Annotated in this window: 17 protein-coding genes, 1 tRNA gene and 3 pseudogenes; 5 read left to right on the top strand and 16 right to left on the bottom strand. The window is 61.4% G+C overall.

The features are described 5' to 3' along the window. Positions 1-881: 881 nt before the first annotated feature. The 3 genes from AC0L2P_RS05045 to AC0L2P_RS05035 form a co-directional block, all read right to left on the bottom strand. Complete coding sequence (locus AC0L2P_RS05045; RefSeq protein ID WP_473500132.1) at positions 882-2,108, bottom strand: IS91 family transposase; 1,227 nt, start codon at positions 2,106-2,108, stop codon at positions 882-884. A 62-nt stretch (positions 2,109-2,170) separates the two neighbouring features. Next, positions 2,171-2,497, bottom strand: coding sequence for a DUF1330 domain-containing protein (locus AC0L2P_RS05040; RefSeq protein WP_473500131.1), 327 nt, complete (start codon positions 2,495-2,497; stop codon positions 2,171-2,173). Positions 2,498-2,553: 56 nt separating this feature from the next. Beyond that, positions 2,554-2,952 (bottom strand): GFA family protein, encoded by a 399-nt coding sequence (locus AC0L2P_RS05035; RefSeq protein ID WP_473500130.1) that lies wholly within the window; start codon positions 2,950-2,952, stop codon positions 2,554-2,556. A gap of 870 nt (positions 2,953-3,822) precedes the next feature. Here AC0L2P_RS05035 and AC0L2P_RS05030 point away from each other — a divergent pair. Beyond that, positions 3,823-5,149 (top strand): annotated as a pseudogene (locus AC0L2P_RS05030) (glucoamylase family protein). A gap of 11 nt (positions 5,150-5,160) precedes the next feature. Here AC0L2P_RS05030 and AC0L2P_RS05025 read toward each other — a convergent pair. The 8 genes and pseudogenes from AC0L2P_RS05025 to AC0L2P_RS04990 form a co-directional block, all read right to left on the bottom strand. After that, positions 5,161-5,570: pseudogene (locus AC0L2P_RS05025) on the bottom strand (BON domain-containing protein); the annotation flags it as partial. Between the two features lie 104 nt (positions 5,571-5,674). Continuing rightward, on the bottom strand, positions 5,675-6,880 hold the full coding sequence (locus AC0L2P_RS05020; protein ID WP_473500318.1) for an acetate/propionate family kinase: 1,206 nt from the start codon (positions 6,878-6,880) through the stop codon (positions 5,675-5,677). Between the two features lie 5 nt (positions 6,881-6,885). Next, a complete protein-coding gene (locus tag AC0L2P_RS05015) occupies positions 6,886-7,851 on the bottom strand; it encodes a phosphate acetyltransferase (RefSeq protein ID WP_473500129.1) in 966 nt (321 codons plus the stop codon). 547 nt (positions 7,852-8,398) lie between these two features. Next, positions 8,399-12,310, bottom strand: coding sequence for a GH36-type glycosyl hydrolase domain-containing protein (locus tag AC0L2P_RS05010; RefSeq protein WP_473500128.1), 3,912 nt, complete (start codon positions 12,308-12,310; stop codon positions 8,399-8,401). A gap of 82 nt (positions 12,311-12,392) precedes the next feature. Then, positions 12,393-12,962 carry a histidine phosphatase family protein gene (locus AC0L2P_RS05005; protein WP_473500127.1) on the bottom strand — a complete coding sequence of 190 codons (570 nt, stop codon included), beginning with the start codon at positions 12,960-12,962 and terminating at the stop codon, positions 12,393-12,395. Between the two features lie 50 nt (positions 12,963-13,012). Further along, positions 13,013-13,213: pseudogene (locus tag AC0L2P_RS05000) on the bottom strand (phosphoketolase family protein); the annotation flags it as partial. Positions 13,214-13,303: 90 nt separating this feature from the next. Further along, positions 13,304-14,320: a class I fructose-bisphosphate aldolase gene (locus AC0L2P_RS04995; RefSeq protein WP_473500126.1), complete on the bottom strand. Its 1,017-nt coding sequence runs from the start codon at positions 14,318-14,320 to the stop codon at positions 13,304-13,306. Positions 14,321-14,363: 43 nt separating this feature from the next. Continuing rightward, positions 14,364-16,829, bottom strand: coding sequence for a phosphoketolase family protein (locus AC0L2P_RS04990; RefSeq protein WP_473500125.1), 2,466 nt, complete (start codon positions 16,827-16,829; stop codon positions 14,364-14,366). Between the two features lie 291 nt (positions 16,830-17,120). On the opposite strand from AC0L2P_RS04990, the gene AC0L2P_RS04985 reads away from it, so the two are divergent. The 3 genes from AC0L2P_RS04985 to AC0L2P_RS04975 all read left to right on the top strand — a co-directional run bounded on the left by AC0L2P_RS04985 (position 17,121) and on the right by AC0L2P_RS04975 (position 18,394). After that, positions 17,121-17,498 carry a CBS domain-containing protein gene (locus AC0L2P_RS04985; protein ID WP_473500124.1) on the top strand — a complete coding sequence of 126 codons (378 nt, stop codon included), beginning with the start codon at positions 17,121-17,123 and terminating at the stop codon, positions 17,496-17,498. Further along, positions 17,495-17,836, top strand: coding sequence for a hypothetical protein (locus AC0L2P_RS04980; RefSeq protein WP_473500123.1), 342 nt, complete (start codon positions 17,495-17,497; stop codon positions 17,834-17,836). The genes AC0L2P_RS04985 and AC0L2P_RS04980 overlap by 4 nt, the downstream gene beginning before the upstream one ends. Positions 17,837-18,100: 264 nt before the next feature. Continuing rightward, entirely contained in the window at positions 18,101-18,394 is a 294-nt protein-coding gene (locus tag AC0L2P_RS04975) for a hypothetical protein (protein WP_473500122.1), read from the top strand. Between the two features lie 1,032 nt (positions 18,395-19,426). Here the strand turns inward: AC0L2P_RS04975 and AC0L2P_RS04970 are convergent. From AC0L2P_RS04970 to AC0L2P_RS04955, 4 genes are all read right to left on the bottom strand, one after another. Continuing rightward, the gene (locus tag AC0L2P_RS04970) at positions 19,427-20,287 is read right to left on the bottom strand and encodes an adenylate/guanylate cyclase domain-containing protein (RefSeq protein ID WP_473500121.1); all 861 of its coding nucleotides are present in this window, start codon (positions 20,285-20,287) and stop codon (positions 19,427-19,429) included. Positions 20,288-20,723: 436 nt separating this feature from the next. Further along, the gene (locus tag AC0L2P_RS04965) at positions 20,724-21,446 is read right to left on the bottom strand and encodes a recombinase family protein (RefSeq protein ID WP_473500120.1); all 723 of its coding nucleotides are present in this window, start codon (positions 21,444-21,446) and stop codon (positions 20,724-20,726) included. Between the two features lie 96 nt (positions 21,447-21,542). Then, a tRNA-Arg gene (locus AC0L2P_RS04960) sits at positions 21,543-21,619 on the bottom strand. A gap of 162 nt (positions 21,620-21,781) precedes the next feature. Further along, on the bottom strand, positions 21,782-22,702 hold the full coding sequence (locus AC0L2P_RS04955; RefSeq protein WP_473500119.1) for a zinc-binding dehydrogenase: 921 nt from the start codon (positions 22,700-22,702) through the stop codon (positions 21,782-21,784). A gap of 163 nt (positions 22,703-22,865) precedes the next feature. Here AC0L2P_RS04955 and AC0L2P_RS04950 point away from each other — a divergent pair, with 163 nt between their 5' ends. Continuing rightward, complete coding sequence (locus AC0L2P_RS04950) at positions 22,866-23,672, top strand: AraC family transcriptional regulator (protein WP_473500118.1); 807 nt, start codon at positions 22,866-22,868, stop codon at positions 23,670-23,672. 37 nt (positions 23,673-23,709) lie between these two features. Here AC0L2P_RS04950 and AC0L2P_RS04945 read toward each other — a convergent pair whose 3' ends face one another. Next, complete coding sequence (locus AC0L2P_RS04945; protein ID WP_473500117.1) at positions 23,710-24,603, bottom strand: D-alanyl-D-alanine carboxypeptidase family protein; 894 nt, start codon at positions 24,601-24,603, stop codon at positions 23,710-23,712. Positions 24,604-24,832: the final 229 nt, after the last annotated feature.

Genomic DNA, 24,832 nt, shown 5'->3' with positions numbered 1-24,832 from the left:
ACCGGAGCTTACCTTCAAAATCGGTGATCTCGTCTGCAAACTCCAGGGCCAGATCTTGCGCCTTGACTCGCGCTATTACCTCCCGCTCAGCGTTAGAGAAAATACGTGTCCCTTGACGCCGGGGTGACGTAACTAGAGCCGCAATGAAACCGACTCCGGGGACCACCATCTCCACAGAATAGAGCTCGTCCTGCCGCCTTATTGTAGTGATCGACATATCTCACCTCACCGAAGGGCATGGCCGCAGCCGATGCCGCGTCACGTCGCGTCAGAGTGGACCGAGTTCGTCTTTCGCACTGTTGGAGGTTGCCAAGCATAGGTCAGTATCCCCTCACTCGGCCCTGGGTGCGCAGTAAAATCCCGAGGGGTCGCATTTTCATAGCTTGATTTTCGTCGCTGCGGAGCAGCCCGCAGCACGAGAGTTTTGCACCTGAGGACCTGATTGCACAGTACGTTACGGTAAGCGGGTGCCTAGTGACCGGACGTCGACAACGTCCGCGACGGGTCAGCCCGGACAACAAGCCAGCTGGCCGAATTGTCTGCTTTCGGGAAATGACGATAGAGACTTCAATGGCCGAGATGCTGAAGGGTTTCGGGTGCCGTCAGGCGTACGAAAGCCTCTCATGCAGGAATCCGCGGGCAGCAGGCTGTGAGCTATGGGGATTTGTGTTTCGAGGTGTGCGAGCGCCTGTCGCGAACGTCCGCGGGCGGTGCTGTCAGGGCGTCGAGGAAGTAGTTTTCCGGCCAGGTCGGTGAGCCTGTCGCGATGACAACGGTGGGGTTTGGGTACCGGGAGACCGGCGCCACGGCGAAGCGCACATGCGTTTCCGTTGACCCGCGCCGGCGTAGCGCGGTCGTGCGGCCAAACGGGCCATGCCGGGTCATGGGGCGGTCTCCCGGTTCGTCGTCCGTGCGCCCGGCGGTCCGCGCGGCTGCCTGCACCGTTCGAACACCTCAATGATGATCATACGCCCGCCGCAGCAGGGGCATGGCGGCCGGAAGTCGTCCGGTTCCGCCGGAGGATCGTTCGTGACGGGAGGCGCCGCTGCGAGCAGTTGGCGGGCGAGTGCGAGGCTCGTGTTGCGGGAACTGCTGGCAAGTAGGCCATAGTGCCGGATGCGATGCAAGCCGCGCGGCAGGATGTGGAGCAGGAACCGACGGATGAACTCGTCGATCGCGAGCGTCATGACCTGCTGCCGGTCGGCGCCTTTGCGACGATAGTCCTTGTAGCGGAAGGTGACGCCGCTCTCGTCGAGGCGGATGAGGCGGCTGTTCGAGATCGCGACCCGGTGAGTGTAGCGCGACAGGTAGGCGAGCACCGCCTCCGGTCCGGCGAAGGGCGCCTTGGCGTAGACCACCCAGCGCTTCTTGCGGACCGGCGACAGGTGGCGCAGGAATGCCCGCCGTTCCGCGAGATGAGCAATTGCGCCGAAGAAGGCGAGCCGGCCGGCGTCGTGCAGCGCGACCAACCCGGAGAGGAACAGGCGGCGGAATAGCTTGCCGAGCACGCGCACCGGCAGCAGGAAGGGCGGACGCGACGATATCCACCGGCTGCTGTCCGGCGAGATGCCACCGCCCGGCACGATCATGTGCACGTGCGGATGGTGTGTCATCGCCGAGCCCCAGGTATGGAGCACGGCGGTGATGCCGATGCGCGCGCCGAGATGCTTCGGATCCGCCGCGATCGTCAGCATCGTCTCCGATGCCGCCTTGAACAGCAGGTCATAGACCAGCGCCTTGTTGTGGAAGGCGATGTCGCCGACCTCGGCAGGCAGGGTGAACACGACATGGAAGTAGCCGACCGGCAGCAGGTCGGCCTCGCGCTCGGCAAGCCATGTCCGCGCGGCCGCGCCCTGGCACTTCGGGCAATGCCGGTTGCGGCAGGAGTTGTAGGCGATGCGCCACTCGCCGCAGTCCTCGCAGGCTTCGACATGCCCGCCGAGGGCTGCGGTGCGGCAGTGCTCGATCGCCGACATGACCTTGAGCTGCTGCAGGCTTAGATGCCCTGCATGGGCGGCCCGGTAGGCGGACCCGGCAGTGCGGAAGATGTCGGCAACGTGACGACCATGGCGTCTGGAAGGACCGGCCCCGCCATGACGACAGCTCACATAGCGCCGACGCCTTCCTCACCTTCGCCTGCTTCGACTACGAGCCGCCGCGGGCGGGGCAATCACCCTTCTATCGCTATCGCCCGGCTCTTGGCAGATTGATGTCGTATAATCTTGAGAGGTGCGTACTCCGGCGAGTTGTACCATCGGAACAACGTAGGCATGTCCGGAAACTCGACGACGACCAGCCGATGCGTGTTCCACTCGCCCTCAAGGATCTTGAATGTCCCCCCCTCGACGCACTTTTGCTCGAACGCCGGTACTTCGCGCCGGTATTCCTCGAATGCTGCTGCATCCTTCACTTCGATGTCTGCAATGAAGTATGCGGCCATGGCGTTGACACCCTCAATTCTCGACGGCAAATCGCATCTCGTCGACACCTTCCTCATAGTCCAGAACATCATTGCACGTGAACGTACTGCACGGCATCTAAGTTGGGCTCCGTTCAGGCGACTGGCGGAGGCTGACCTTCCCAGCTCGGCAGACTTGCGTCGAGGCAAGCCCACGAAGGAGCTTGCGCCGTCCAGATCGTGGCAGCTGGTCTGGCAATCTCCGGGTCGTCCAGCGTACCTGCTCGAACGAATATCAGATGTGGGCGCGATTCCGCCTCGCTGAATAGATGGGTCCCACAAGACGGGCAGAAGCGCCGATGCATCCTGGTTCCGCTATCGCAGTCATGCATTTCACCGACAACAGAAAGCCCGGCAGGCGGGAAGCACACGCTGACAGCGGCATTCCCAGTGGCAATGTACTGGCACAGTCTACACCAACATAGACGGGCCGTGATCGGTTCAGCGTCCGTCTCGTAACGGACAGCGCCACACAGGCACCCACCAGCAATCATGGCCGACTCCGATTGAAAAGAAGTCGAACCTGACCTTGGCGAGAGGTGGTTGGCAAGCCTGCGCGGTTTACGAGCCCGCAACGTCGGGATCGTACCCCTCTGCTATTCGGAGGCTGTCGACGCCCTCACCTTCCCTGCTCCGACTACGAACGCCGAGGTCTTACAAGCCTGCTGAAGCGGACTTGGCGTGGGGGTGTAGCAATGAGGCGCTCTTCCCTGGGCACGCTGTTTGCACGGCTCGCATTCTTGGCGGCGTTCGCCATCGTAACTGGGCAGCTCGTCGGGGTGATTTTGAGTCAGCCTGCAGCCGCAAACTGTGGACTTATCAGCGCGTCCGCTCGCACTGGCACGACCTGCAACCGTGGTTGCGGCATAACGATCGTTGGGTTCAGGCCGCCAAACTATCCGTGAAATTGAGAACCACTTCCCAAACAGATGTGAGATGACCACCAAACGCGCAAAAGGCGGCGAGGTTCACCTGTCGCGAATCAAAAGGGCCCGCCGATGGTCTGGCGAGGCCCAGTCAGGTTTAGCCTGGCGGGTCGCTGACGGACTAGCCGGCCACCGCTGATCAACCAATCGCCGATGATCTTTTGAAGGACTTCGGCCCGCGGCAGGTTCATCTCGGTTGCCAGAAAGGCGACATCGGAGTCGAGCGTCAGGCCCTCCATGTTTCTCAACGTCAGGGCGGCCCGCCGGAGCAGAATCTGCAGGTCGGCGCGAGAGACATCCGCGTTCCAGTCGCGTCGTATGCAAGCCGCTGACTAGTTTCCGCTAATCTGATATTCTGTATTTGTGGTGCGGAGCTGCTTGCACCTCGGGAAGAATAATCGGACCGATGGGGGTGGCCGCGACACTCGGCCAACGACAATGCCCGAAACGCTTTCGACCGATACAGTCTTCGATAGGTCGCCGACCGACTGGGCTCTAGGTCGACTGCAATTCACTACCTTGTTGTACTACCTGCATGAGACGAACCCGGACAATGGTCTGGTGCGCGACAAGACGGAGCCAAACGCCCCGGCCAGCATAGCGGCAATCGGCATGGCCTTGGCTACGATTCCTGTCATCGTGGAGCGCGGCGTCGTCATACGCAAATTCGCGGCAAAGATTGCCCGCAGGCGATTGCGGTACCTGCTGGAGTGTTCTCAGGGGCGGGAGCCGGACGCGTCCGGCTACAAAGGCTTCTTCTACCACTTCCTGGATATTGAAACGGGCCGCCGGGTTTGGCAATGCGAGTTGTCTACCATCGACTCGGCGTTCCTATTCGCAGGCGCGCTCACGGTTGCTACCTATTTCGATCAGGACACTCCGGACGAAGCTGAAATCCGCCACCTCGCCACGACGCTTTACGAGCGAGCCGACTGGGAATGGGCTTGCAACGGTGATGTCTCCCTGACGCACGGCTGGCGCCCGGAAACCGGGTTCATCCCGCATCGCTGGCACGGCTACGACGAGGCTTTGCTACTCTACATTCTTGGCCTGGGCTCGCCAACGCATCCGTTGCAGCGCGAGAGCTATTCCGCTTACACCGCAACCTACGAATGGACGAACATCTACGGGTGCGAGCTGCTCTATTCGGGGCCGCTCTTTACTCATCAGCTGTCACACATGTGGGTGGACTTTCGCGGCATCCGCGACGAATCACCATGATAGCGACTACTTCGAGAACAGCCGGCGCGCGACGTTCGCGCAGCAGGAATATGCAATTCGAAACCCGATGGGCTTTGCTGGCTACGGCCAATATTGCTGGGGATTCACCGCTTGCGATGGACCCGGATGGATCACGCAAACCGTCGGGGGCGTCGAGCGGCAGTTTTTCGACTATGCAGCCCGCGGCGCTCCATTTGGTCCCGACGACGGAACAGTCGCGCCATGGGTCGTGATAGCCTCGCTGCCATTCGCGCCGGAGATCGTCGTTCCGACCGTCCGCAACTTTGCCCGGATGAACCTGGGCATGACGCGCCTTTACGGATTCAAGCCGTCTTTCAATCAGTCATTCACAGTCGCCGACAGTCCCACGGGATGGTGGGTCACGCCGCATCATTTTGGCATCGACCAGGGGCCGGTGGTGCTGATGATCGAAAACTATCGAACGGGCTTGCTCTGGAATATCATGCGCCGCTGCCCGCCGATCCTGACCGGCTTGCGCCGTGCAGGCTTTTCGGGAGGATGGCTGTCGCAAGGATCTGATTGAGGGTCGTACTCTCAAGAACGCTTCGGTGGTTCGCTCTGCGGAAAATGCTCGATCACGTAGCTCACCCCCCGCACGCCTTCCGCGACTACACGCGCCGCATGGCGGCAGTCTTCCGTGTCGACCGCCCCCCAGAGATGGACCGTCCCACCGCTGACGGTCGCTGTCACGTCCTTGCCCTCCAGCCCGGTATTCTCCTTGAGGCGCGCCATTATGCTGCGGCGGATCGCTTCGTCTCCGCGAGCAGTCTCATCTGGCCGAGCCGCAACTATCGCGTGTAGAAGATTGGCGCGGCTGACATCCCGACTAGCGCCCCGTCTCGCATCACCGGAAGGCGTTTGATGCCGTGCTCTTCCATCAGTGAGGCCACCCGCGAAAGAGGCGCATCCTCTTCCACCACAAACAGGTCGCGGCTCATTACGTCGAAGCGACTCGCGTTGCGAGCGGCCCCCCGGCCGCCATGAGCGAGCTGTGCTCTCGAGTGCAGCCTTGACGACGCCGACGCCCACGATGACGGACGGAGTGTCATCAATGTCCTCGTTCGGATCGAGTGTTGAGTTGAAGGTCGACCGTGTCGTGCGTGTGTCGCGCGATCATCAGCTCCTCATCAGTCGGGATGACGAACAGCGCGACACGGCTGGCAGGAGTCGAGATCAGCGTGGCGCCGGCTTCGTTGGCGGCGGGGTCGAGATCGGCGCCGAGCCAGGCAAGCCGTCCGGCGATACGGGAACGGATGGTGGCGGAGTTTTCGCCGATGCCCGCGGTGAAGACGAAGGCATCGACGCCGCCGAGGGCGGCTGCAAGCAAGCCCACATTGAGGCCGCAACGATGAACGAAATGGTCGACGGCAAACGCTGCACGCTGGTCGTCACTCGCCAGCAACTCGCGCATGTCGCTCGAAATCCCGGAAAGACCCTTCAGACCGGACTCGCGGTAGAGGAGGTCGGCAACGGACTGCACGCTCATGCCCTTCTGCGAGATGAGGTAGAGCACGACGCCTGGATCGAGCTGGCCGGGGCGCGTGCCCATGGGCAAGCCGTCGAGCGCCGTGAAGCCCATTGTGCTCTCGACGCTTTGCCCTGCAAGAAGCGCACACATAGAGGCGCCGCTGCCGAGATGAGCCACGATCGTGCGCCCTCGGGCGACTTCAGGCGCAATCTCAGGCAGCCGCTCGGCAATGTACTCATAGGAAAGACCGTGGAAGCCATAGCGGCGCACGCCCTCATCATAGAGGCCTCGCGGGAGCGCGTAGAAGTCGGCGTGCGTAGCATGACCCCGATGAAAGGCGGTGTCGAAACAGGCAACCTGCGGTATGGCCGGGTCGATTTCCATCATCATACGTATGGGCGCGAGATTGTTCGGCTGATGCAGCGGTGCGAGTTCCTGATAGGCCGCGAGCCGACGCAGCACCGCCTCATTTATGAGTACCGGCCCGGAGTAGTCGGGACCGCCGTGCACGACGCGGTGGCCGATGGCACGCAATTCAAAACCCCTGAGGGTGCGAAGCCAATTGCGGGCCTGACCGATGGCGGCCGGCAGGTCGGGGATTTCGGCGGTGGGATAGTTTCGGTCGACGAGTTCTTGTCCGTCGGCAGCGACGACTTGGAGGCGGGGCCTTGTGCCTATACCGTCAATATGACCGCGGACCTGATGTACGAGGCCGGCGCCCTCGATCCCGAATATCTGGAACTTCAGGCTCGAGGATCCTGCGTTGACGACGAGGATCGCATCAATGTCGCTCATACCGCCGGTACCTGAACCACTCGCCTACGAGCCGCCGCATAGAGCGAAGCGACAGCGCAAGAGGCGAGACGACTGCGCACCGAATCTGCCCGCGACGTGAGGACGATCGGCACCCGCGCCCCCAGAACAAGACCAGCGCAGTCGGCATGGGCCAGGAAGGAGAGATTCTTGGCGAGCATATTGCCGGCTTCGAGATCAGGCACGACCAGAATCTGCGCCCGGCCCGCCACCGGTGAGGCAATGCCCTTGATACGGGCTGCCTCGGGGTCGATCGCGTTGTCGAAAGCGAGAGGGCCGTCAAGCAGGCCTCCGGTGATCTGGCCGCGCTCGGCCATCTTGCAGAGGGCTGCGGCGTCGATCGTCGAGGGGATCTTGGTTGTTACGGTCTCGACCGCCGAAAGGATCGCGACGCGCGGCTCGCCGAGGCCGGTCGTCGTCCAGAGGTCGATGGCGTTCTGCACGATGTCGCGCTTGACGTCTAGGTCCGGGAATATGTTGATCGCGGCGTCGGTGATGAACAGGGTCTCGGGGTGCCCCGGCACGTCCATGACGAAGACATGGCTTATACGGCGCTCCGTGCGCAAGCCAGTCGCGGACGCTGTGACCTCGCGCATCAGCTCGTCGGTATGGAGGCTTCCCTTCATCAGGAGCTCGCCCTTGCCCTCTCGGACCAGGTCGACCGCACGGGCTGCGGAGGCCTGGCTGTGCGGCGCATCAACGATCTTGCGACCGGTGATATCGAGACCATGCTCGCTCGCGACTGTCCTTATCCTCGACTCCGGCCCGACCAGCATCGGAACAATCAACCCCATGTCAGCGGCCTCGATCGCGCCTCGAAGCGAGGTCTCGTCGCAGGGATGAGCGACGATGGTGATTGCGGGCGCCTCGGCCCGGGCCGAAACGATCAAGCGGTCGTATTTCGACGACGACTGCTGGGCCATATCGTGCGCATCGCCGGGCATTCAGTCTTCCTTTCCAGGAGTTTCACCGCGTTGGCCCAGCGACCTCGAACGTCATTCCTCCTATCCGAGGTGGCTCGGGCTCCGCTCGCATCACGCTATCGGCCCATCGCCCATGCAAGGATTGTCGCCGCTTGCCGATCTCGGGAAGGACTATCCGCCCCACCGGCTGCGTGCCGGGTCGAAAAGCAACATCGACGCGGATGAACACGCGGAGGGTCATTTCACGACACAAACCGCCGCTATAACTACCCCACCCGGTCCTCTCCAGTCGCCGACGTCCCGTTTGCTTACTATTGCAGCGTTCAGTTCATCGGAGATTGGTTCAAGATCGCCAAGGTAAGCTGCCTTTGCCGCTTCACAAGTTACCCTACTCGAGAATTCAACACTTTCAATGGCAGGCGAAAAGTAACCGCGGTCAACATCACTGTAAAAAAGAAATGTGATTATCATTACCCACATCACACATCACTCCTTTGTCGGTCGATGTCTTCGTCCACCTTGCGAGCATGGAAGGCGCATCGAAGCCGTTCTAAGCAATTCCGAGCAACTACTTGCCAACTACGACGCGTACGTCATGGGCACAGCCGTCGTCGTCAAGCAGCACGTTTTTGTCTGCCAAAACGGTCCCATCCAACATCACTGACTGCACGCCCCGGCCGATGACCCTCGAGTTATCGAAACGGATTAGGTACGTCGCCGATCCATACCTATAGCTCAATTCGTAAGCCGGCCAGCTTGCGGGAACGCACGGCTCAAACCGAAGGATGCGACCTTCCCGTCGAAGCCCAAGAATGGCCTCCAGCGCAACTCGATATAACCAGCTGGCCGAACCGGTGTACCAGGTCCAGCCGCCGCGTCCCGAATGCGGCGGCGCGCCATATACATCGGCGCTGACCACATATGGCTCCGCCATGTAACGTTCGACCTGATCCCGCGTGGCCGCGTGGCAGATCGGATTTATCAAATTCCAGAGATCAAAAGCACGGTCGCCGTCCCCCTGCAACGCAGCCGCCCAAACGACCCATGTGGCTGCATGCGTGTATTGACCGCCATTCTCACGGATGCCGGGACCGTAGCCCTTGATGTAGCCGGGGTGCAGCGAGCCCTTGTCAAATGGAGGGTCGAACAGCGCGATCACCTTGTCCTGCCGGCGCACGAGCCTTTCATAGACCGAGCTCATCGCCTTCGAAGCCCTGTCCATATCGGCCCCGCCGGAGATAACAGCCCAAGCCTGCGGAATGGCATCGATCTGGCATTCGTCGTTCAGAGACGACCCAAGCGGTGTGCCATTGTCGAAATATGCTCGGCGGTACCAGGCGCCGTCCCAGGCGTTGGCTTCCAGCGCCGTGCGCAGCGTTTCGGCTCGTTCGCGGCACCACGCGACGCGACTCTCATCTCCACGTGAGGCCGAAATCGCGGCGAATGACTTAAGGACTGTAACAAAGAACCAGCCGTTCCAGACGCTTTCACCCCTGCCTTTTGCGCCGACCTTGTTCATGCCGTCGTTCCAGTCGCCTGTTCCCATAAACGGCAAACCGTGAGTACCCAGTCGAAACCCATGTTCCAGTGCTCGAACGCAATGTTCGTAGATGGTGCCTGTCTCTTCGCTCGTAGGCGGCCTGTCGAAAGCCTCTTCCTGGCGCTTTTTTAGTATCGGCGCTTCGATGAACGGCACCCGCTCATCGAGTAGTTGGACGTCGCCCGTGGCCGAAACGTAGTGATGAACAACAAATGGCAGGAAATACAGATCGTCGGTGATGCGCGTGCGCACTCCGGCGCCGGATGGAGGGTGCCACCAGTGCTGGACGTCACCCTCCCTGAACTGACGCGCTGCCGATCGCAGGATATGCCTGCGGGTCTCGCCCGGCGCGCAATGGACCAACGCCATTACGTCCTGAAGCTGGTCCCTGAACCCATAGGCGCCGCCGGACTGATAGTTGGAAGTGCGTGCCCAGACGCGGCAAACCAGGACCTGGTACAGCAGCCAGTGGTTCAGCATCACGTTAAATCCGACGTCCGGCGTCGAGACTTGCACCACATTCAAGATATCGTCCCACTGGCGAGACACGGCGACGAAACTCTTGCGCGCACGTTCTGGACTGGCATGTTCGCGAACGAGTCTGCGGACCTGGCCGACGCCGGACGCCTCGCCTAGGACAAAGATGACGTCTTTGCTCTCGCCAGGTGCCAAGGAGATGTCCACCATCAGTGCAGCGCAGGGATCGCGCCCTGGCCCAAACCTTTCGGCTAGACGAGCCCGCTCCAAAGCGGCCGGCCGAAACACAGAACCGTATTCGCCAAGAAACTCGGTGCGATCAGCGGTGACTGAATTCGCGGCTTGGCTGGCCGCCACAAATGCCAATCTTCCGGCAAAATCACCGGACCACGCGTTCCGCGCTACGATGGCTCCCGATTCGACGTCGCGCTCGCAGACGACCTGCGCGGCAGCGTCTTCACGTTGTGTCCCCAGAACCCATTCGGCGAAATACGTTGCCGATAGTCGGCGCGGGCCGGAGCCTTCGTTGGTCAGTTCAAGATGTACGATCTTGATTTCATCCCTTGGCGGGACATGGACCGACAATTTCTGATGTAGGTGCCGGCTGTGACTCTCGTAGTGGCTGTAGCCCTGGCCATGACGAACGGTCACCACAGCTCGAAGTCCAAGTGGCAAGGGCGTCGGTGTCCAAACCTCGCCAGTCTCTTCGTCCCGCAAGTAAACGACCTCGCTGGGCATATCTGATACCGGGTCGTTTGACCAAGGCGTCAGCCTGTTCATCTGGCTGTTTCCTGACCAAGTGTATCCGAGCCCAGCTTCGGTCGTGAGGCAGCCAAAATCCGGGTTTGCGATGACGTTGGTCCAAGGCGCTGGCGGCAAGGCCGGCACTGGCGAATTGAAGCCGTCGACCACAATGACGTATTCGCGTCCGTCAGTGGTGAACCCCCCGAATCCGTTCCAATACAACAGTTCCTGCGCTGGAATTTCGGTCGGCGCCGTGGGTGCCTCGCTCGCTTGAGACGTCGGCACCAGCAGTGGCGGCATCCTGACTAGGTGTTGCCGATCAATCTGGCTGGCCAGTGGACCCAGGTCGCCAGACAGGACTACACGTGCAGCCGCGGCGATCGTCGCCATATGATCGTCCGAGGCTGTGGCGGCGGACAAGGCATAGATCCCTCCCGGTTTGCCCAGTACTTTGATCATCGAGCCGGCCTGCAGTTTCTCGACCAATCGCTCGGCGTCACCAGAGCCACGCTCGTCCAGCAGGACAAGGTCAAATTGCAGACCTCGGCGCCGGCTGAAGTCGTGAGCCTTTGTTACTTCGTGAATGAGTGCCTCACCCCCGTCGCCGTGGACGAGAACCACGACAATCGGAAGGTCACCGGAAATCCCGTGAGACCAGAGAGCGGTCCGGTCCAGGAGGTGATCTTCGCTGAAAGCAGCGGCCTGCTGCAGAGCCGGATTTGGAAATGCAATATTGCCAATCAGCCGGTTGAACAGGGCGATCCTGTCGGGAGTCACCCCCAAGTCCTGGAGTTCGGCTTGATAATTCTCGCAAGCGTCGCGGAATGTGCGATCGACTGCATCGATGCTTGAGTATCGCCCCGCGATAGCCCGAACGGACGGGCTGTCGCCGGCACCCGTCACAAAGGCCACACGGGCCACAGCGCCCGCTGCCAGATTGACCGTCCTTCTCAGGGCGAAAATCGGATCGAGAACAGGGCCGGTCGTTCCTGAAAGCGCTACGCTCGCATCAAATACTATGGGGTTTGCCGGCGTACGGCCACGGCCAAGAAATTTCAGCCTATCGGTCTCATACTCGACCGCTTGGGAGGATTGTTGACTCGAAGACGACACATGGACCGCCCAGACTGGTTTTTCTTTCGCGTCGCGCGGCCTGCGACGCGCAAACAAGGCGCCCGTCGCTTTGTCGTACTGCGTTTCCACGAAGAGCTTGGCAAACGCTGGGTGTGCCCTGTCCGCTCGGCGGTTGTTCAGGCAGACCTCGGAATAGCTGGTCAGTTCTAGGGTGCGTGCCTCCTTGCTATGGTTGACGATCGTCAGCGCTCGCACTTCTGCGTCGGCATCTGGTGCGACGCATATCGCCCACTCGACTTCGATTTCTTCGGCACGACAGCGGAACTCTGCCCTGTCTCCGAGAAAGTTGTGCTCGTAGATATCTGCGTGTCGGGCAAGCGGTTGCTTGCCAGTGGACCACAGCGTGTTGTGGGCGGTGTCTCGGACGTAGCAAAATTGTCCCCAACAATCTCGTGTGACATCCTCTCGCCAACGAGTAACGTCAAGGTCCCGCCAGGTCCCCCAACCGGCACCTGCAGCAGTGACCATGATGCTGTAGCGACCGTTGGAGAGTAACGCGACGGCGGGCCCCAGGCCCATCATGTCAGGAGCGCTATTGTGTCTCGTCGCCTCCGAGGCGCTGTAGCCGTGAATTGGTTTCACCATCAGCTATTTCTCACCTAAACGACAACACCGGCTTGGCAAGCAGACTGTCGCGGTTGCCGATGCCGACAGCTCTCCGGAGAGACTAATCGGCGACATGTCCATTCCAGATCCTCACCGCGGGAATCTCGTGGTAGTAGGCGAGAACGCTAAACGTGCCCGTATTCAGGAGAAAATGCTGTCCGGCCTGTGGTGGCAGTCCAATCCAACGCGCCGCAAGCACGCGCAGTACGTGCCCATGCGCGAACAGGGCAACGTCGCCATCCGCGGCCCGCGCCTGGTCCAGAACTTGATCCACACGAGAGCCCACGTGCATCGGCGTCTCGCCGCCCGGGCACCCATCCCGGAATATCAACCAGTCCGGCCTTCTCGCCTGGATTTGCTGGGCCGTCAGCCCCTCGTATTCGCCGTAATTCCACTCGATCAAGCTTGGGTCGATGATGGCCCTGTCGCCGAGGCCCGCCAGGTCACAGGTCTCCCGTGCACGCTGCAGCGGATTTACCAGAACGAGCCCGAACGCCTGCCTAGCCAACACTGACCGTATCCGTTCCGCCTGCCGGCGTCCGTTGTCGGTTAGGGGGATTTCTGTTGTACCCGTGTGTTGCCCGCTCAGGCTCCACTCGGTCTCCCCATGCCTAATCACAAAGACTTTCACGTCCAGCCCTCCTGGCTTAGACCTTGTCAGCCTCCCTCGATCGCTCTCTCCTAGGCCGCTGCCTGTTCCCACGTCCAGCCCGCGATTTTGGCCAAGTCGTCGCCGCCTAGAGGGATGTGCTCCTTGTGTTCGCTCAGCTTGCGGCGGATCGCCTGCTTGAAGTAGGCGGCTCGAGCTCCCAGCCGAGGGAGGCGGTTGATGACGTCGCCTACCTCATCGAAGCGGTCGAGGTCGTTCACGACGTACATATCGCGTCCGCTCCGACCGGCGTCGGCGTGCGCAGATCGGGCGCGTCAGTCGTCGTTCGACTAATCGCGATGCCGCGGACCACGAGGTCCCGCTCATGCCGCCTCCATCTTATCAGTGTACGTCCCGAGGCTAGCCGCGCCGTTACAGCGAGCCCTGCGGTAAAGGGCCTGCTGGCCTGTCTTCAGCTGCTCGTCACGCCCATGCCACGCCTCCAGCGCCGGCTCCTGGAGTGCGCGCCCGTAGGAGAAACTGATCTTCCAGGGCTTCGGCCCGGGGAGTCGGTTAATCGCGTTGAGGTGGGCGGTAGCCGACAGGTTGTCCTGGCCACCTGACAGGAACACGATGCCGGGCACCGCCGCGGGGACGTGCTGGCGCAAGCAGCGGAGCGTGGCGACAGCGACCTCCTCTACGGGAGCCGGACTAGCGCACTCCTCGCCCGCGATCACCATGTTGGGCTTGAGCAGCATGGATTCGAGCACGACACGCTGCTCGAAGAGCGCATCGAATACGGCGTGCAGGACCGCGTCTGTCACCTGCTCGCAGCGCTCGATTGTATGCGATCCGTCTATCAACACTTCCGGTTCGACGATCGGCACGAGACGCTGCTCCTGACAGAGCGCCGCGTATCGCCCCAAGGCGTGTGCGTTGGCATTTACGCACGCGGCGCTCGGCAACGCGTCTGCAATGCGAATGACGGCGCGCCACTTCGCGAATCGGGCGCCCATACCGCAGTACTCGGCGAGGCGATCCCGGAGCCCATCCAGCCCTTCGGTGATCTTTTCGTCGGGAGAGCCGGCGAGAAGCGTCGCGCCGGTGTCGACCTTGATGCCAGGAAGAATCCCCTGGCTGGAGAGGACCTGAGCAAACGGTCTCCCGTCGGAGCTCATCTGCCGGATCGTCTCGTCGTGCATGATGACGCCGCTGATGAATTCGTCGGCGCCCGTGAAGGTGAAGAGCATTTCACGGTAAGTGCGCCGACTTTGTTCGTTGGACTGGATTCCGAGCGCATCGAACCGCTTGGTCAAAGTGGTCACGGTCTCGTCTGCCGCGAGAATACCTTTCCCCTTGGCGACCAGCGCCGCCGCGATGCTTCCCAAATCGTGGCTCACCTAGACCTCCCATCTGCTGTCATCGCGCTCGTGCGGACACAGTTTAGAGATTGTCCCCTTCCGTTGAAGTTCTCCCAGAGGCACCGGTCTTGCCCTTCGGGCCCCACTTCCAACCACTGATCTCCGGCATGTCATCACCGAACTTATCAATGTACTGCTTATGCTCGATCAGTTTTTCGTGGATTGCCTGTTTGAGATACGCAGCGCGGGGTCCCAGTTGCGGCAGCCGGTCGATCACGTCCTCCACCAGATGGAAGCGATCAAGGTCGTTCAACACGACCATGTCGAAGGGGGTGCTCGTGGTGCCCTCTTCCTTGTAGCCGCGAACATGCAGGTTGCCATGGTTGGTACGGCGGTAGGTCAGCCGATGGATGAGCCAGGGGTAGCCATGGAAGGCGAAGATGATCGGCTTGTCCTTGGTGAACAGCGCATCGAAATCGCGATCTGACAGCCCATGCGGATGCTCGCTCTGTGGCTGGAGTTTCATCAGGTTCACCACATTGACGACACGGACCTTCAACTCCGGCAGGTGCTTGCGGATCAGTTCCACCGCAGCCAGAGTTTCAAGGGTCGGAACATCGCCGCAGCACGCCATGACGACGTCGGGTTCGTCGCCCTTGTCGTTGCTTGCCCACTCCCAAATGCCAAGACCCTCGGCGCAATGCTTTACCGCTTGGTCCATGGTCAGCCATTGCGGAGCCGGTTGTTTACCGGCGACCACGACATTGACGTAGTTTCGGCTACGCAAGCAGTGATCCGTCACCGACAGAAGCGTGTTGGCGTCCGGCGGCAAATAGATCCGGATGACTTCGGCCCTCTTGTTCACGACGTGATCGATGAAGCCCGGATCCTGATGGCTGAAACCATTGTGGTCCTGCCGCCAGACATGGGAGCTGAGGAAGTAGTTTAGCGAGGCTATCGGGCGTCGCCACGGGATATGGTTGCACACCTTCAGCCACTTGGCGTGCTGGTTGAACATCGAGTCGATGATGTGGATGAAGGCTTCGTAGCATGAGAAGAAGCCGTGGCGGCCAGTCAGGAGGTAACCCTCTAGCCAGCCTTGGCACTGGTGCTCGCTGAGTACCTCCATCACACGCCCGTCGGGCGAGAGGTGGTCGTCCTCGGGATAGATTTCAGCCATGTAGCAGCGATTGGTGACCTCGAGCACGTCCTGCCAGCGGTTGGAGTTATTCTCATCCGGGCTGAACAGGCGGAAGTTCTTGTCTTCAATGTTGAGCTTCATGACGTCGCGCAGAAACTGGCCCATTGCGCGCGCGGACTCGGCTGTGGTTGCACCCGGGCTGGGCACTTTGACAGCGTAGTCCCGGAAATCGGGCATCTTGAGGTCGTGCAGAAGCAGCCCGCCATTGGCGTGCGGGTTGTCGCTCATGCGGCGTTGACCTTTCGGTGCGAGCAATGCCAGTTCCGAGTTCAGCCGACCACGATCATCGAACAGTTCCTCTGGCCGGTAGCTCTTCATCCAGCCTTCGAGAATCCGGATGTGCTCGGGCTTGTCCATGTCGCCCATCGGCACCTGGTGTGAGCGCCAGTAATCCTCGCACTTCTTGCCATCGATCTCTTCCGGACAGGTCCATCCCTTCGGCGTGCGAAAAACGATCATCGGCCAGGCAGGTCGTTTCAGGTTGCGCTTCTCGCGAGCCTCGGCCCATATCCGCTTGATCTCGGCCACTGCGGTGTCAAGGGTACGAGCCAATTGCTGGTGCACGTCCATGGGATCGTCGCCCTCGACGAAGTATGGCGTGTAGCCCATGCCTACGAACAACTTTTGCAATTCCTCTTTGGGAATGCGCGCAAGGAAACACGGGTTAGCGATCTTGTACCCGTTGAGGTGGAGGATCGGCAGCACGCAGCCATCGCGTGCCGGGTTCAGGAATTTGTTGCCATGCCAGCCAGTGGCGAGGGGTCCGGTCTCCGCCTCTCCGTCACCGACGACACAAGCGACGATCAGGTCCGGATTGTCGAAGGCTGCGCCGTAAGCATGGCTCAACGCGTAGCCCAGTTCGCCTCCTTCGTGGATGCTGCCTGGCGTCTCTGGGGCAACGTGACTGGGAATGCCGCCGGGAAAGCTGAATTGCTTGAACAGCCTCTTTATGCCTTCTACGTCTTCACTGATGTTCGGATACACCTCGCTGTAGGTGCCCTCGAGGTAGGCGTGAGCAACGAGCGACGGTCCGCCATGACCCGGCCCGATGATGTAGATCATGCTGAGGTCGTCGCGGTTGATGACGCGGTTAAGGTGCACGTACAGCATGTTCAGCCCGGGCGATGTGCCCCAGTGACCGAGTAGCCGTGGCTTGATGTGCTCGCGCTTGAGCTTCTCTTTCAACAGCGGATTGTCGAGCAGGTAGATCTGGCCGACCGACAGGTAGTTGGATGCCCGCCAATAGGCGTCCATCGACCAAAGCTCGTCGACTGCGAGGGGCCCAGCCGCTACCGATCTCGTACCGAGGGGTCTTTTCTGCAATGTTGCCGCTCTGGTTGAAGCCATGGGTCACTCCTCTCTCCAGATTGGCGCCGCCGTTCACGCGAGCCGGTCAGCGGGGCCGGATCCAAGTCTCACGTTTCATCCAGCTGGGCGGGTCCGTTCTCAGTTCCGAGACCGCCTTGGCCAGCATAGTCCAACACTCAGTACGGCGCATGTAACACCGTGTAATATCATCGCCTGCTATCTTGCATGCCGGTTTCCGCGGCCCAATGATCTCGGCGGAACCCCTCGCGGGTGAAGTTCCGGAAATGACCGCTGCGTGACAGCTCGACCCCATTCGCCATGGAGGGTGAGATGAATGCCCAAGATGTAATGACAACGAAGATTGCGACGGTCTCGCCCGACAACAGCGTCAGGCAGGCCGCCAAGGTCATGCTCGCCCGTCGTGTCAGCGGACTTCCGGTAATCGATGATGACGGGCGATTGGTTGGTCTCATCAGCGAGGGCGATCTTTTGCGCCGTTCGGAACTCGGTTCCGGGCCTATTGTGACGCGCGACGGACCGCTTCCGACGAGTGATGCGCGAGCAAGGAGTTACGTCAAGGGCAACGCCTGGAGAGTCGGCGAGTTCGAAACCCGGGCCAACCTGGGTGGATTTGGCAACAGAGTAAAACCGCAGCAGAGGAGTTCTCGTCAATGGCACACGTCGCGACTCGGAAGTACCTTCGTGTGAAGGCGCGCAGGGGCGTCGGACTGACGGTTTTCGCCATCCTTGCGCTATCGCAATATATGACCATCCAAAGTTCTGAAACACGCGCGGCCGAAGCATCGTTTGCCGATTTTCCATTCCTGGTTCGATGCGAGCTTAACGGCATCGATCGCGCATACTATCTGTCGAGAATCGATGCAGACGGCGTGGCGGTCTATGCCACGCCGGAGAACCAGGCGGGTACAATAACCATACTCGGGAAGGCCAAACCGATCGGGGGCGATTGGTCTGGAAGCTGCGCCGGGAAAACCCTGGAGCAACTGCGATCGGCAGGGCAAGCATATTACTTACAAATACGCTAGTATCGCGGGACTTTGTTCTTGGCTTTGACATATTGTTTCATCGGGAATGTCGGAACGACGGTATTGGCAGCGTCTGGCGATGAACCAGCGACGGACACGCCCGGCAGCGTCAGGCGCTGACCGCCGCTGCGGATTTGGACTGTGAAATGGCCGTCTTTCCAGACACCCGCGACGGTGGCTCGCAGCTCACCGCGTCGCCCGGTTCGACTCGAGGCTTCCCCTTTCCACCCGAATTGCGAATTTGGCCCCCGACTTTGGAGATCCATGGTGCACCTCCTCGTCATGCAAGCGCTGAGACGGCGGTGTAATCGCTGGAAGGCAGGACTGCTACTGGGATCGGCACTGTTCGCCGCTAGCGGAGCCGGAGCACGGGCGGATGCTGTCGAGGTTTTGCAAGGCGCATGGGTCTGGGAAAGCAGCGACTGCGCGGGGGTCTTCGAAAAGATCGGCGAGAAAATCCAGTTCAAGGACCGGAACTTTGCGAATGACGGCGGATTCATCATTTCGGGCAACAAGGCAAAGGGGCCGGGGCATCTGCACGATCTCGCAAATCGGTGAGGCGAACGACGGCTTCTCCGCCCTATTGAGCTGTTCTGACGCTCTCGTATCCAGGAAGTTTTCCTGGTCATTCCGCATCATCGACGCAACTCACTTTGAGCGCCTTGATCCGAGGTTTGGTAACTATAGATACAAAAAATGCGTGTTCTGACCAAAGCCACGCCACCAGAGTGGGTTGCTGGTTGATCCGGCAGGACTACCCCGGCGAATGGTTCTCGTCCCACTCAGGAAGGCTAGGCTGTCGCGGTGTTTCGTGACACGATACCGTCACGGAATAAGAAGGGTCACGAATGGGCAGGACGTCAAGCCGCGCTTAACTAATATTCACTTTCTATTCGACATTGGGTGGGCATATACCGGGCCTGCTTCTAACGCTTCAGACCTGATAAGCCCGGCTGCTCGCCAAAAAGCTAATCCCACGCAGCCGGGCCCGCCATTTCACCTGTAGCAGCCAGCCGGCGACGCATCCGCGCCCCGGCACGCGGGTCGCCGTAAGGCTCGCCCAACTCCAACTATTGAGGAGGTCGCGCCGGGCCCGGTATCGCCGACCCTCGCCAAAATGCTTTCCCTGGCACCGGCTGTCTCGCGAGTGATGATTGAAGCTGCCGGTGGTCCTTTTCCTGATAACACAGGCAAAAGGTACAGTTCCGCGCAGCCCTCTAAGCTGCCGGAGTCGAGTTGATTGCCAAGAACGGCGGCGGTGCTGGCGTGAGGCTACGGAACAAATGACGCCGCCGTCCTTCTATGCTCTAGCGATTGTTTTCGGCAACGCACCATGACCAGAAGGGCGCGTTGCAATTGGGGTATCTGCTTTGCCAGCTCGGGGGGGTGGACCCGGTCGATGTACAACCCGATACGAAGGCGATCATAAGTAGAGAGCCGAGCGCTTTGGGCATGGCAAGTTTCTCATGGGCAATGCGCCGTCACGGTCATTTTGTAGTCACTCAGGCTTTGAATCGTCCAGGCGGCCACGGGTCCATCCGCTGAACCGTCTCATTGGCACAATCTTGCCACGACGCTGGGCGAACTCATTCAGACGACCTGATCGGTCTTGGCGTCTGTCAGGGCCTTGTGCCGAATCTCTGCCAGGCTCTTGAACTCTCCATCGGGATACTTTTCGAGATAGGCCTCAAAGTTTTCCCTAACGTCGGTGTCCTTGATTGAGCTCCAGAACTCGAGCTCCACTGTTTGGTCGGCCAAGTGCGATGAGCCAGACGGGCCAGCCAGTCGCGCTTTGGCCAGTGCCGCGAATGCGCCATCCGGAAATTGCTCAAGATAAGCCTTGTATTCCTTTGGGTCACTCGCCTCGACCGATTGCCAGAATGCAAGCTCGACCGGCTCGACGCCGTCGGACTGGCCGTTGCCGTTGCCACTTGTCGATTGCGCCCGCAGGTCAGAATTAGGCGGTTCGGTGACCGCCGGCTCCGTCGTTCCGTTGGGATCGAATGAGACGCGGAAGACACGGACCGGGCGAGCGATGTTCTTGACCCTGTGCTCGCCGAGATCCTCGAAGTTGTACTCCATGCGGTCGCGCACATGATCGCGCACGCCGCGCGCCACACAGATGCCGCCCGGCTCGGCCATGCTTTCAAGCCGCGCCGCGACGTTGACGCCGTCGCCAAAAATGTCGCCGTCCTTGACCATCACGTCGCCGACATTGATGCCGATGCGGAACAGCATACGGCTTCCCTGGGGCAGAGACTCGTTGGCCTTGGCGAGCGCCTGTTGGATCGACACCGCGCAATGCACGGCGTCGACGACGCTCGCGAATTCGGCGAGCACGCTATCGCCGGCCGTGCCAGCGATCTCGCCGCGGCTATTGGCGATCAATTCGTCGATGATGGCTCGGTGAGCGGTCAGTGTGGCAAGCGTGCGCTCCTCATCGTCGTGCATGAGGCGGGAGAGCCCACCACGTCAGCTGCCAGGATGGCAACGAGCCTGCGTTCGAGAGGAGGGGTTTCTGCCTTAGTCATCTCGTTCCAGGGCGCACCGTGAGCCGGCTACGGCTGTTGGTCGCCCCGACTCCTGTTGTGGAAGGGAAATCATACCTTGCCGTGCATCTGGCGCTGCTAGTGACCGAAGCGTTGAACCCCAAGATCGTTGAGCTCATTTCATGCCCGATGGCCGTGTGGAAAACCGCCTGTAAGTGGCGCGCGCGTCCGAATGAGCGCCCCAAGGAAATGATGCTGTGCACAAAGTAGTTCCCGGTCGAGCGCGGCTGAGACTGGTTCGGGTCGCGCCCGACACGCAAGGTGGCACAACCGTTGTTCCCGTTTATAAAACGTCCCAGGCGGTCGGCGTGGCCACTCGGCCCAAGACATTGCGCACGTTAGACACCTGCCAGATGCCGCCGCGAGCGGTCCGCACCCCGCGGTTGTTCAAAGCGATTGCAATGCCCGCGCAGGCTAGTGATGCCTGCTCTCTGCAATGACCCGATGATCGGCATGACGGTTTCAGCAAAGCGATCGGCGGCACGCGTCTGAACGTCGCGTCCCGTTGCCGCTGCCTGGCCTGCGCTGGCGGGATTGCCGAGCTTCGTTCCCTGCGACTTGCGCGAGGCGAGGGCGGCTCGGGTTCGTTCCGAGATCTGCCGGCGCTCTTTCTCCGCCAGCGCGGCGTAGAGATGCAGCATGAAAGGATCCGCATTGGCGCCGAGTTCGGCCACGATGAATGGCACGCGTCGGGCCATCAGCCCGGCAATGAAGGCGACATCGCGCGAAAGGCGATCAAGCTTTGCCACAAGCACCGGACACTTCGCCTCGCGCGCTGTGGCCAGCGCTGCGGCAAGCTGTGGCCGTCGATCGAACGCATCGGCACCCTTGCCGGTTTCGACCTCGGTAAACTCGGAGAACAGGGCGATGCCCTCGATCCCAGCGAAGCGCGAGACGGCGGTTCGTTGAGCTTCAAGCCCGAGTCCTGATCGACCTTGTCGTTGAGTGGAGACTCGATAGTAGGCGACGGCGCTCTTGATGGAGACTTCCCCCGGGTGTTCAAACCGCAAACCACCGTTTGCTGTTTGCTCACTCGGTTGAGCCATTAGGGCCGTCTTCAAATATCTGAAATGTGTTGCCCTGGTGTTGCCCGGAACCGTCCGCGAGCGATGACCCGACCATCTCACGGCAATTTAGCTAGTAAAATCAGTGGTTACTGGCGCACCCGACAGGATTCGAACCTGTGACCTCTGCCTTCGGAGGGCAGCGCTCTATCCAGCTGAGCTACGGGTGCCTTCAGAATCGGTGATCCCAAAAACGAACCAGCCGGTAAACCGGCCAGCCACGGCTTCTTAGCGGAAGCCGGGCCGCGCTTCAACGGGCAATCGCGGGCAGGCTCAAGTTACCCGTGCAGCCTCCAGGGATAGACATCGTCCCGTCCGGCGCCACCGCCTGCTCATTCGGTCATGGTAAGCACTGCCTTGCCGCTGATGCTGCGCTGCCGCAGCGCGTCCAGAGCCCCGCCTACGTCCCGCCACGGCACGGTCAGGACCACGCGCGTTTCGAGCCGGCTGGCTGCGATCAGCGCGAGCAGCGAGGCGATGTCGGCGCCTACCTGCGGACCGGACGCGTAGTAGGCGAAGTTCTGCAGCCGTGCGCCTTCGTGGCCCGGAACGAACTGGCGGAAGCCGATCGGCGTGAGTTCGCCGCTGCTCGAGCCGAACATGACGACGGTCCCGCCGGGCGCCACCCGTTCGATGGCGTGGGCGAGGCTATCGCTGCCGACCGACTCGGTAATCAGCGAGAACAGTCCTTCGGCGAGCTCGATCGTTTCGACCACCCGCTCGGCTCCGATGCCGCGGAGATCTTCGGCATGCCGGGCGGCGGCGACCGCCGTCACCGACGCGCCATGCTGGCGGGCGATCTGGATCTGGAAACGGCCGACCGCGCCGCTTGCGCCGGTAATCAGGACCCGCTGGCCGGCCAGGTCGCCGCCGAGGCGCAGGGTCCGCAGCGCGGTGGTGCCGGCGACCGGAACGGTGGCGGCGGCGACGAAGCTGACCTGGTCCGGCAGGACGGCGAGGTGGTCGGTTGGAACGGCGACACGTTCTGCCCACCCGGCCTCGTCGACCAGCGCCGCCACCCGGGTGCCGACGGCCGGGCCGGAGCCGTCGGCCGCGGCGCGCTCGACAATTCCGGCGACGTCCTGGCCAGGCACCCAGCCGTTCGGGCGGATATTGAGCAGGCGCAGTTCGCCGCGGTTCAGCGAGACTGCCCGGACCGAGACCAGCGCCTCGTGCGGGGCGGGCTCGGGCTCGCCAAGCTCGGCGAATTTCAACCCGGTGGCGCTGTCGGAAGATGTGATTAAGCCGAGCATGGTTCGTACCTTCCTGCCGCCTGGCGGACGCCAGCCTGTTTTCGTGCGCCGGGCCTGAAAGCCCCTGCCGCCTCCTGAGTTCCTCATCTTGAGACCTAAACTATCGACTTTCCTGTTTGAGTAATTTAGATATCTTGGCATTTGATCGCTAAAATCAATCATTATGAGACAGCCGCTCCGCTACCCCTGGCCTTTCGATCCGGATGATGTCCACGCCCCGGCAATCGCCGTGCGCGTCGACGTCACCGAGACCAGGGCGGAGGTGCCGGACCACCGCCACCGCAAAGGCCAGCTCGTCTTCGCGCTGGACGGTGGCGTCACATGTCGCGTCCCCAGCGGGCTGTGGATGGTGCCGCCGCATTGCGCGGTTTGGATTCCGGGCGACATGGAGCACAGCAATATCGCGACCGCTAATGCCCAGATTTTCTTCGTCTATATCGAGCCGGGCCCTGCCGAGCTGCCGGACCGGTGCTGCACGCTTTCGATCTCGCCGTTGCTGCGCGAGCTCATTATCGAGCTGGCGGATCGCGGTGAGGACGACGACACGAGGAGCGAGCTCCTGACCAGGGTTCTGCTCACCGAGCTGCCGCGCATGCCTGTCCAGCAGCTACATTTGCCGATCTCGGCCGAGCCGCGCTTGAGGCGCATCGCCGCGGCGCTGGCGCAAGATCCCGCCGATCGCAGCACCCTGGCGCAATGGGCCAGTCGCGTCGCACTCAGCGAGAGCAGTCTCGCACGTCTCGTGGTGAAAGAGACGGGGCTGACCTTCGGGCGCTGGCGCCAGCAATTGCACCTGATCGTCGCATTGCGAGAGCTGGCCTCCGGCGCCAGCGTGCAGCAGGTTTCGGCCGATCTCGGCTATGAATCGGTCACCGCCTTCATCAGTATGTTCAAGAAGGCGCTTGGCAAACCGCCGGCAAAGTATCTCAGCAGTATCGCGCAAAACGGCGGTTCCGCGTTTCTTGCCTGACAAGCGCCTTGATCCGCCGCTCGCCGGACGTCAGCCGTCACTGCTGCTCGGCATATAGCAGCCGCGTCGTCGCACTCGCAGTCGCCGTCGACAGGCTGCGCTGGATCAGCGCCTCGACATGGTCGTTGCGCTGGCGCGCGCTGTCGGCACCCATCACCACGACGATCAGCCTGTGCCCGTCCGCATTATAGGAGGTGACGATGTTGAATCCGGAAGCCCTGATGTAGCCGGTCTTGATGCCGTCGACGCCGCGCACCCGGCCGAGCATGTCGTTGTGGCCGCGCACCAGCCTGCCGCGGAACATGAAGTCGCTTTCCGAGAAATAGTGGAAATGCTGCGGGAAGCGGGCGTGCAGCGCCATGCCGAGCACCGCCATGTCGCGCGCGCTCGTGTGCTGGTCGCCGTCCGGCAGGCCCGAGGCATTGCGGAAAACGGTGCTGCTCATGCCGCTCTGGCGCGCCTTGGCGGTCATCATGCCGGCGAACGCCTGTTCGCTGCCGCCGAGATATTCGGCAACGGCGACCGCCACGTCATTGGCCGATTTGACGACGATGGCGCGGATCGCCGAATCGACATCGATGGTCTCGCCGCGCCTGAACCGCAGCTTGGTCGGCGGCTGCCGGGCGGCGTTGTCCGACATCGGAATTTGCGTCTCCTTGCTGATGCGGCCTGAATCCAGCGCCTCGAACAGAAGGTAGAGCGTCATCATCTTGGTCAGTGACGCCGGATAGCGCGGCGCCGTCGAATTGACCTCGAACAGCGTCTTGCCGGTACCGGCATCGACGACCATGGCGGCATATTTCTGCGGCGGGGCCGGCACCGCCAGCACACTGTCGGGCGGCGCCACCGTCGTGCAGCCGGCAGCAAATAGCAGCAGCGCCAGCACAGCGACGCATTTGTGGAGGAGCGAAAAGAAGCGGAAGGCGGACAAGTCGGTTCCGAAGGCAGGCTGTTTCTGAGACGAGGCGAAGCTATCTTAACGCAAAGGCACAGTCCATTTGGTTAATATCGGTCGAGCTCTGGAATGGTGCCCTGTCCACAGGCCGACGTGGCGCGGTCCTATGTGAATCGCCGCCACCGCGCTTGCGCAACCGGCGGCGAATGGGCTTTGCTGCGCCGGCTGAATCGGGCCGGCTGAATCGGGCTGGCAGAATCGGGGC

The sequence above is a fragment of the Mesorhizobium sp. WSM4836 genome (assembly GCF_055811815.1).
Note: the sequence above shows the minus strand (reverse complement) of the source record. Positions and strands in the feature narration are given on the sequence as shown.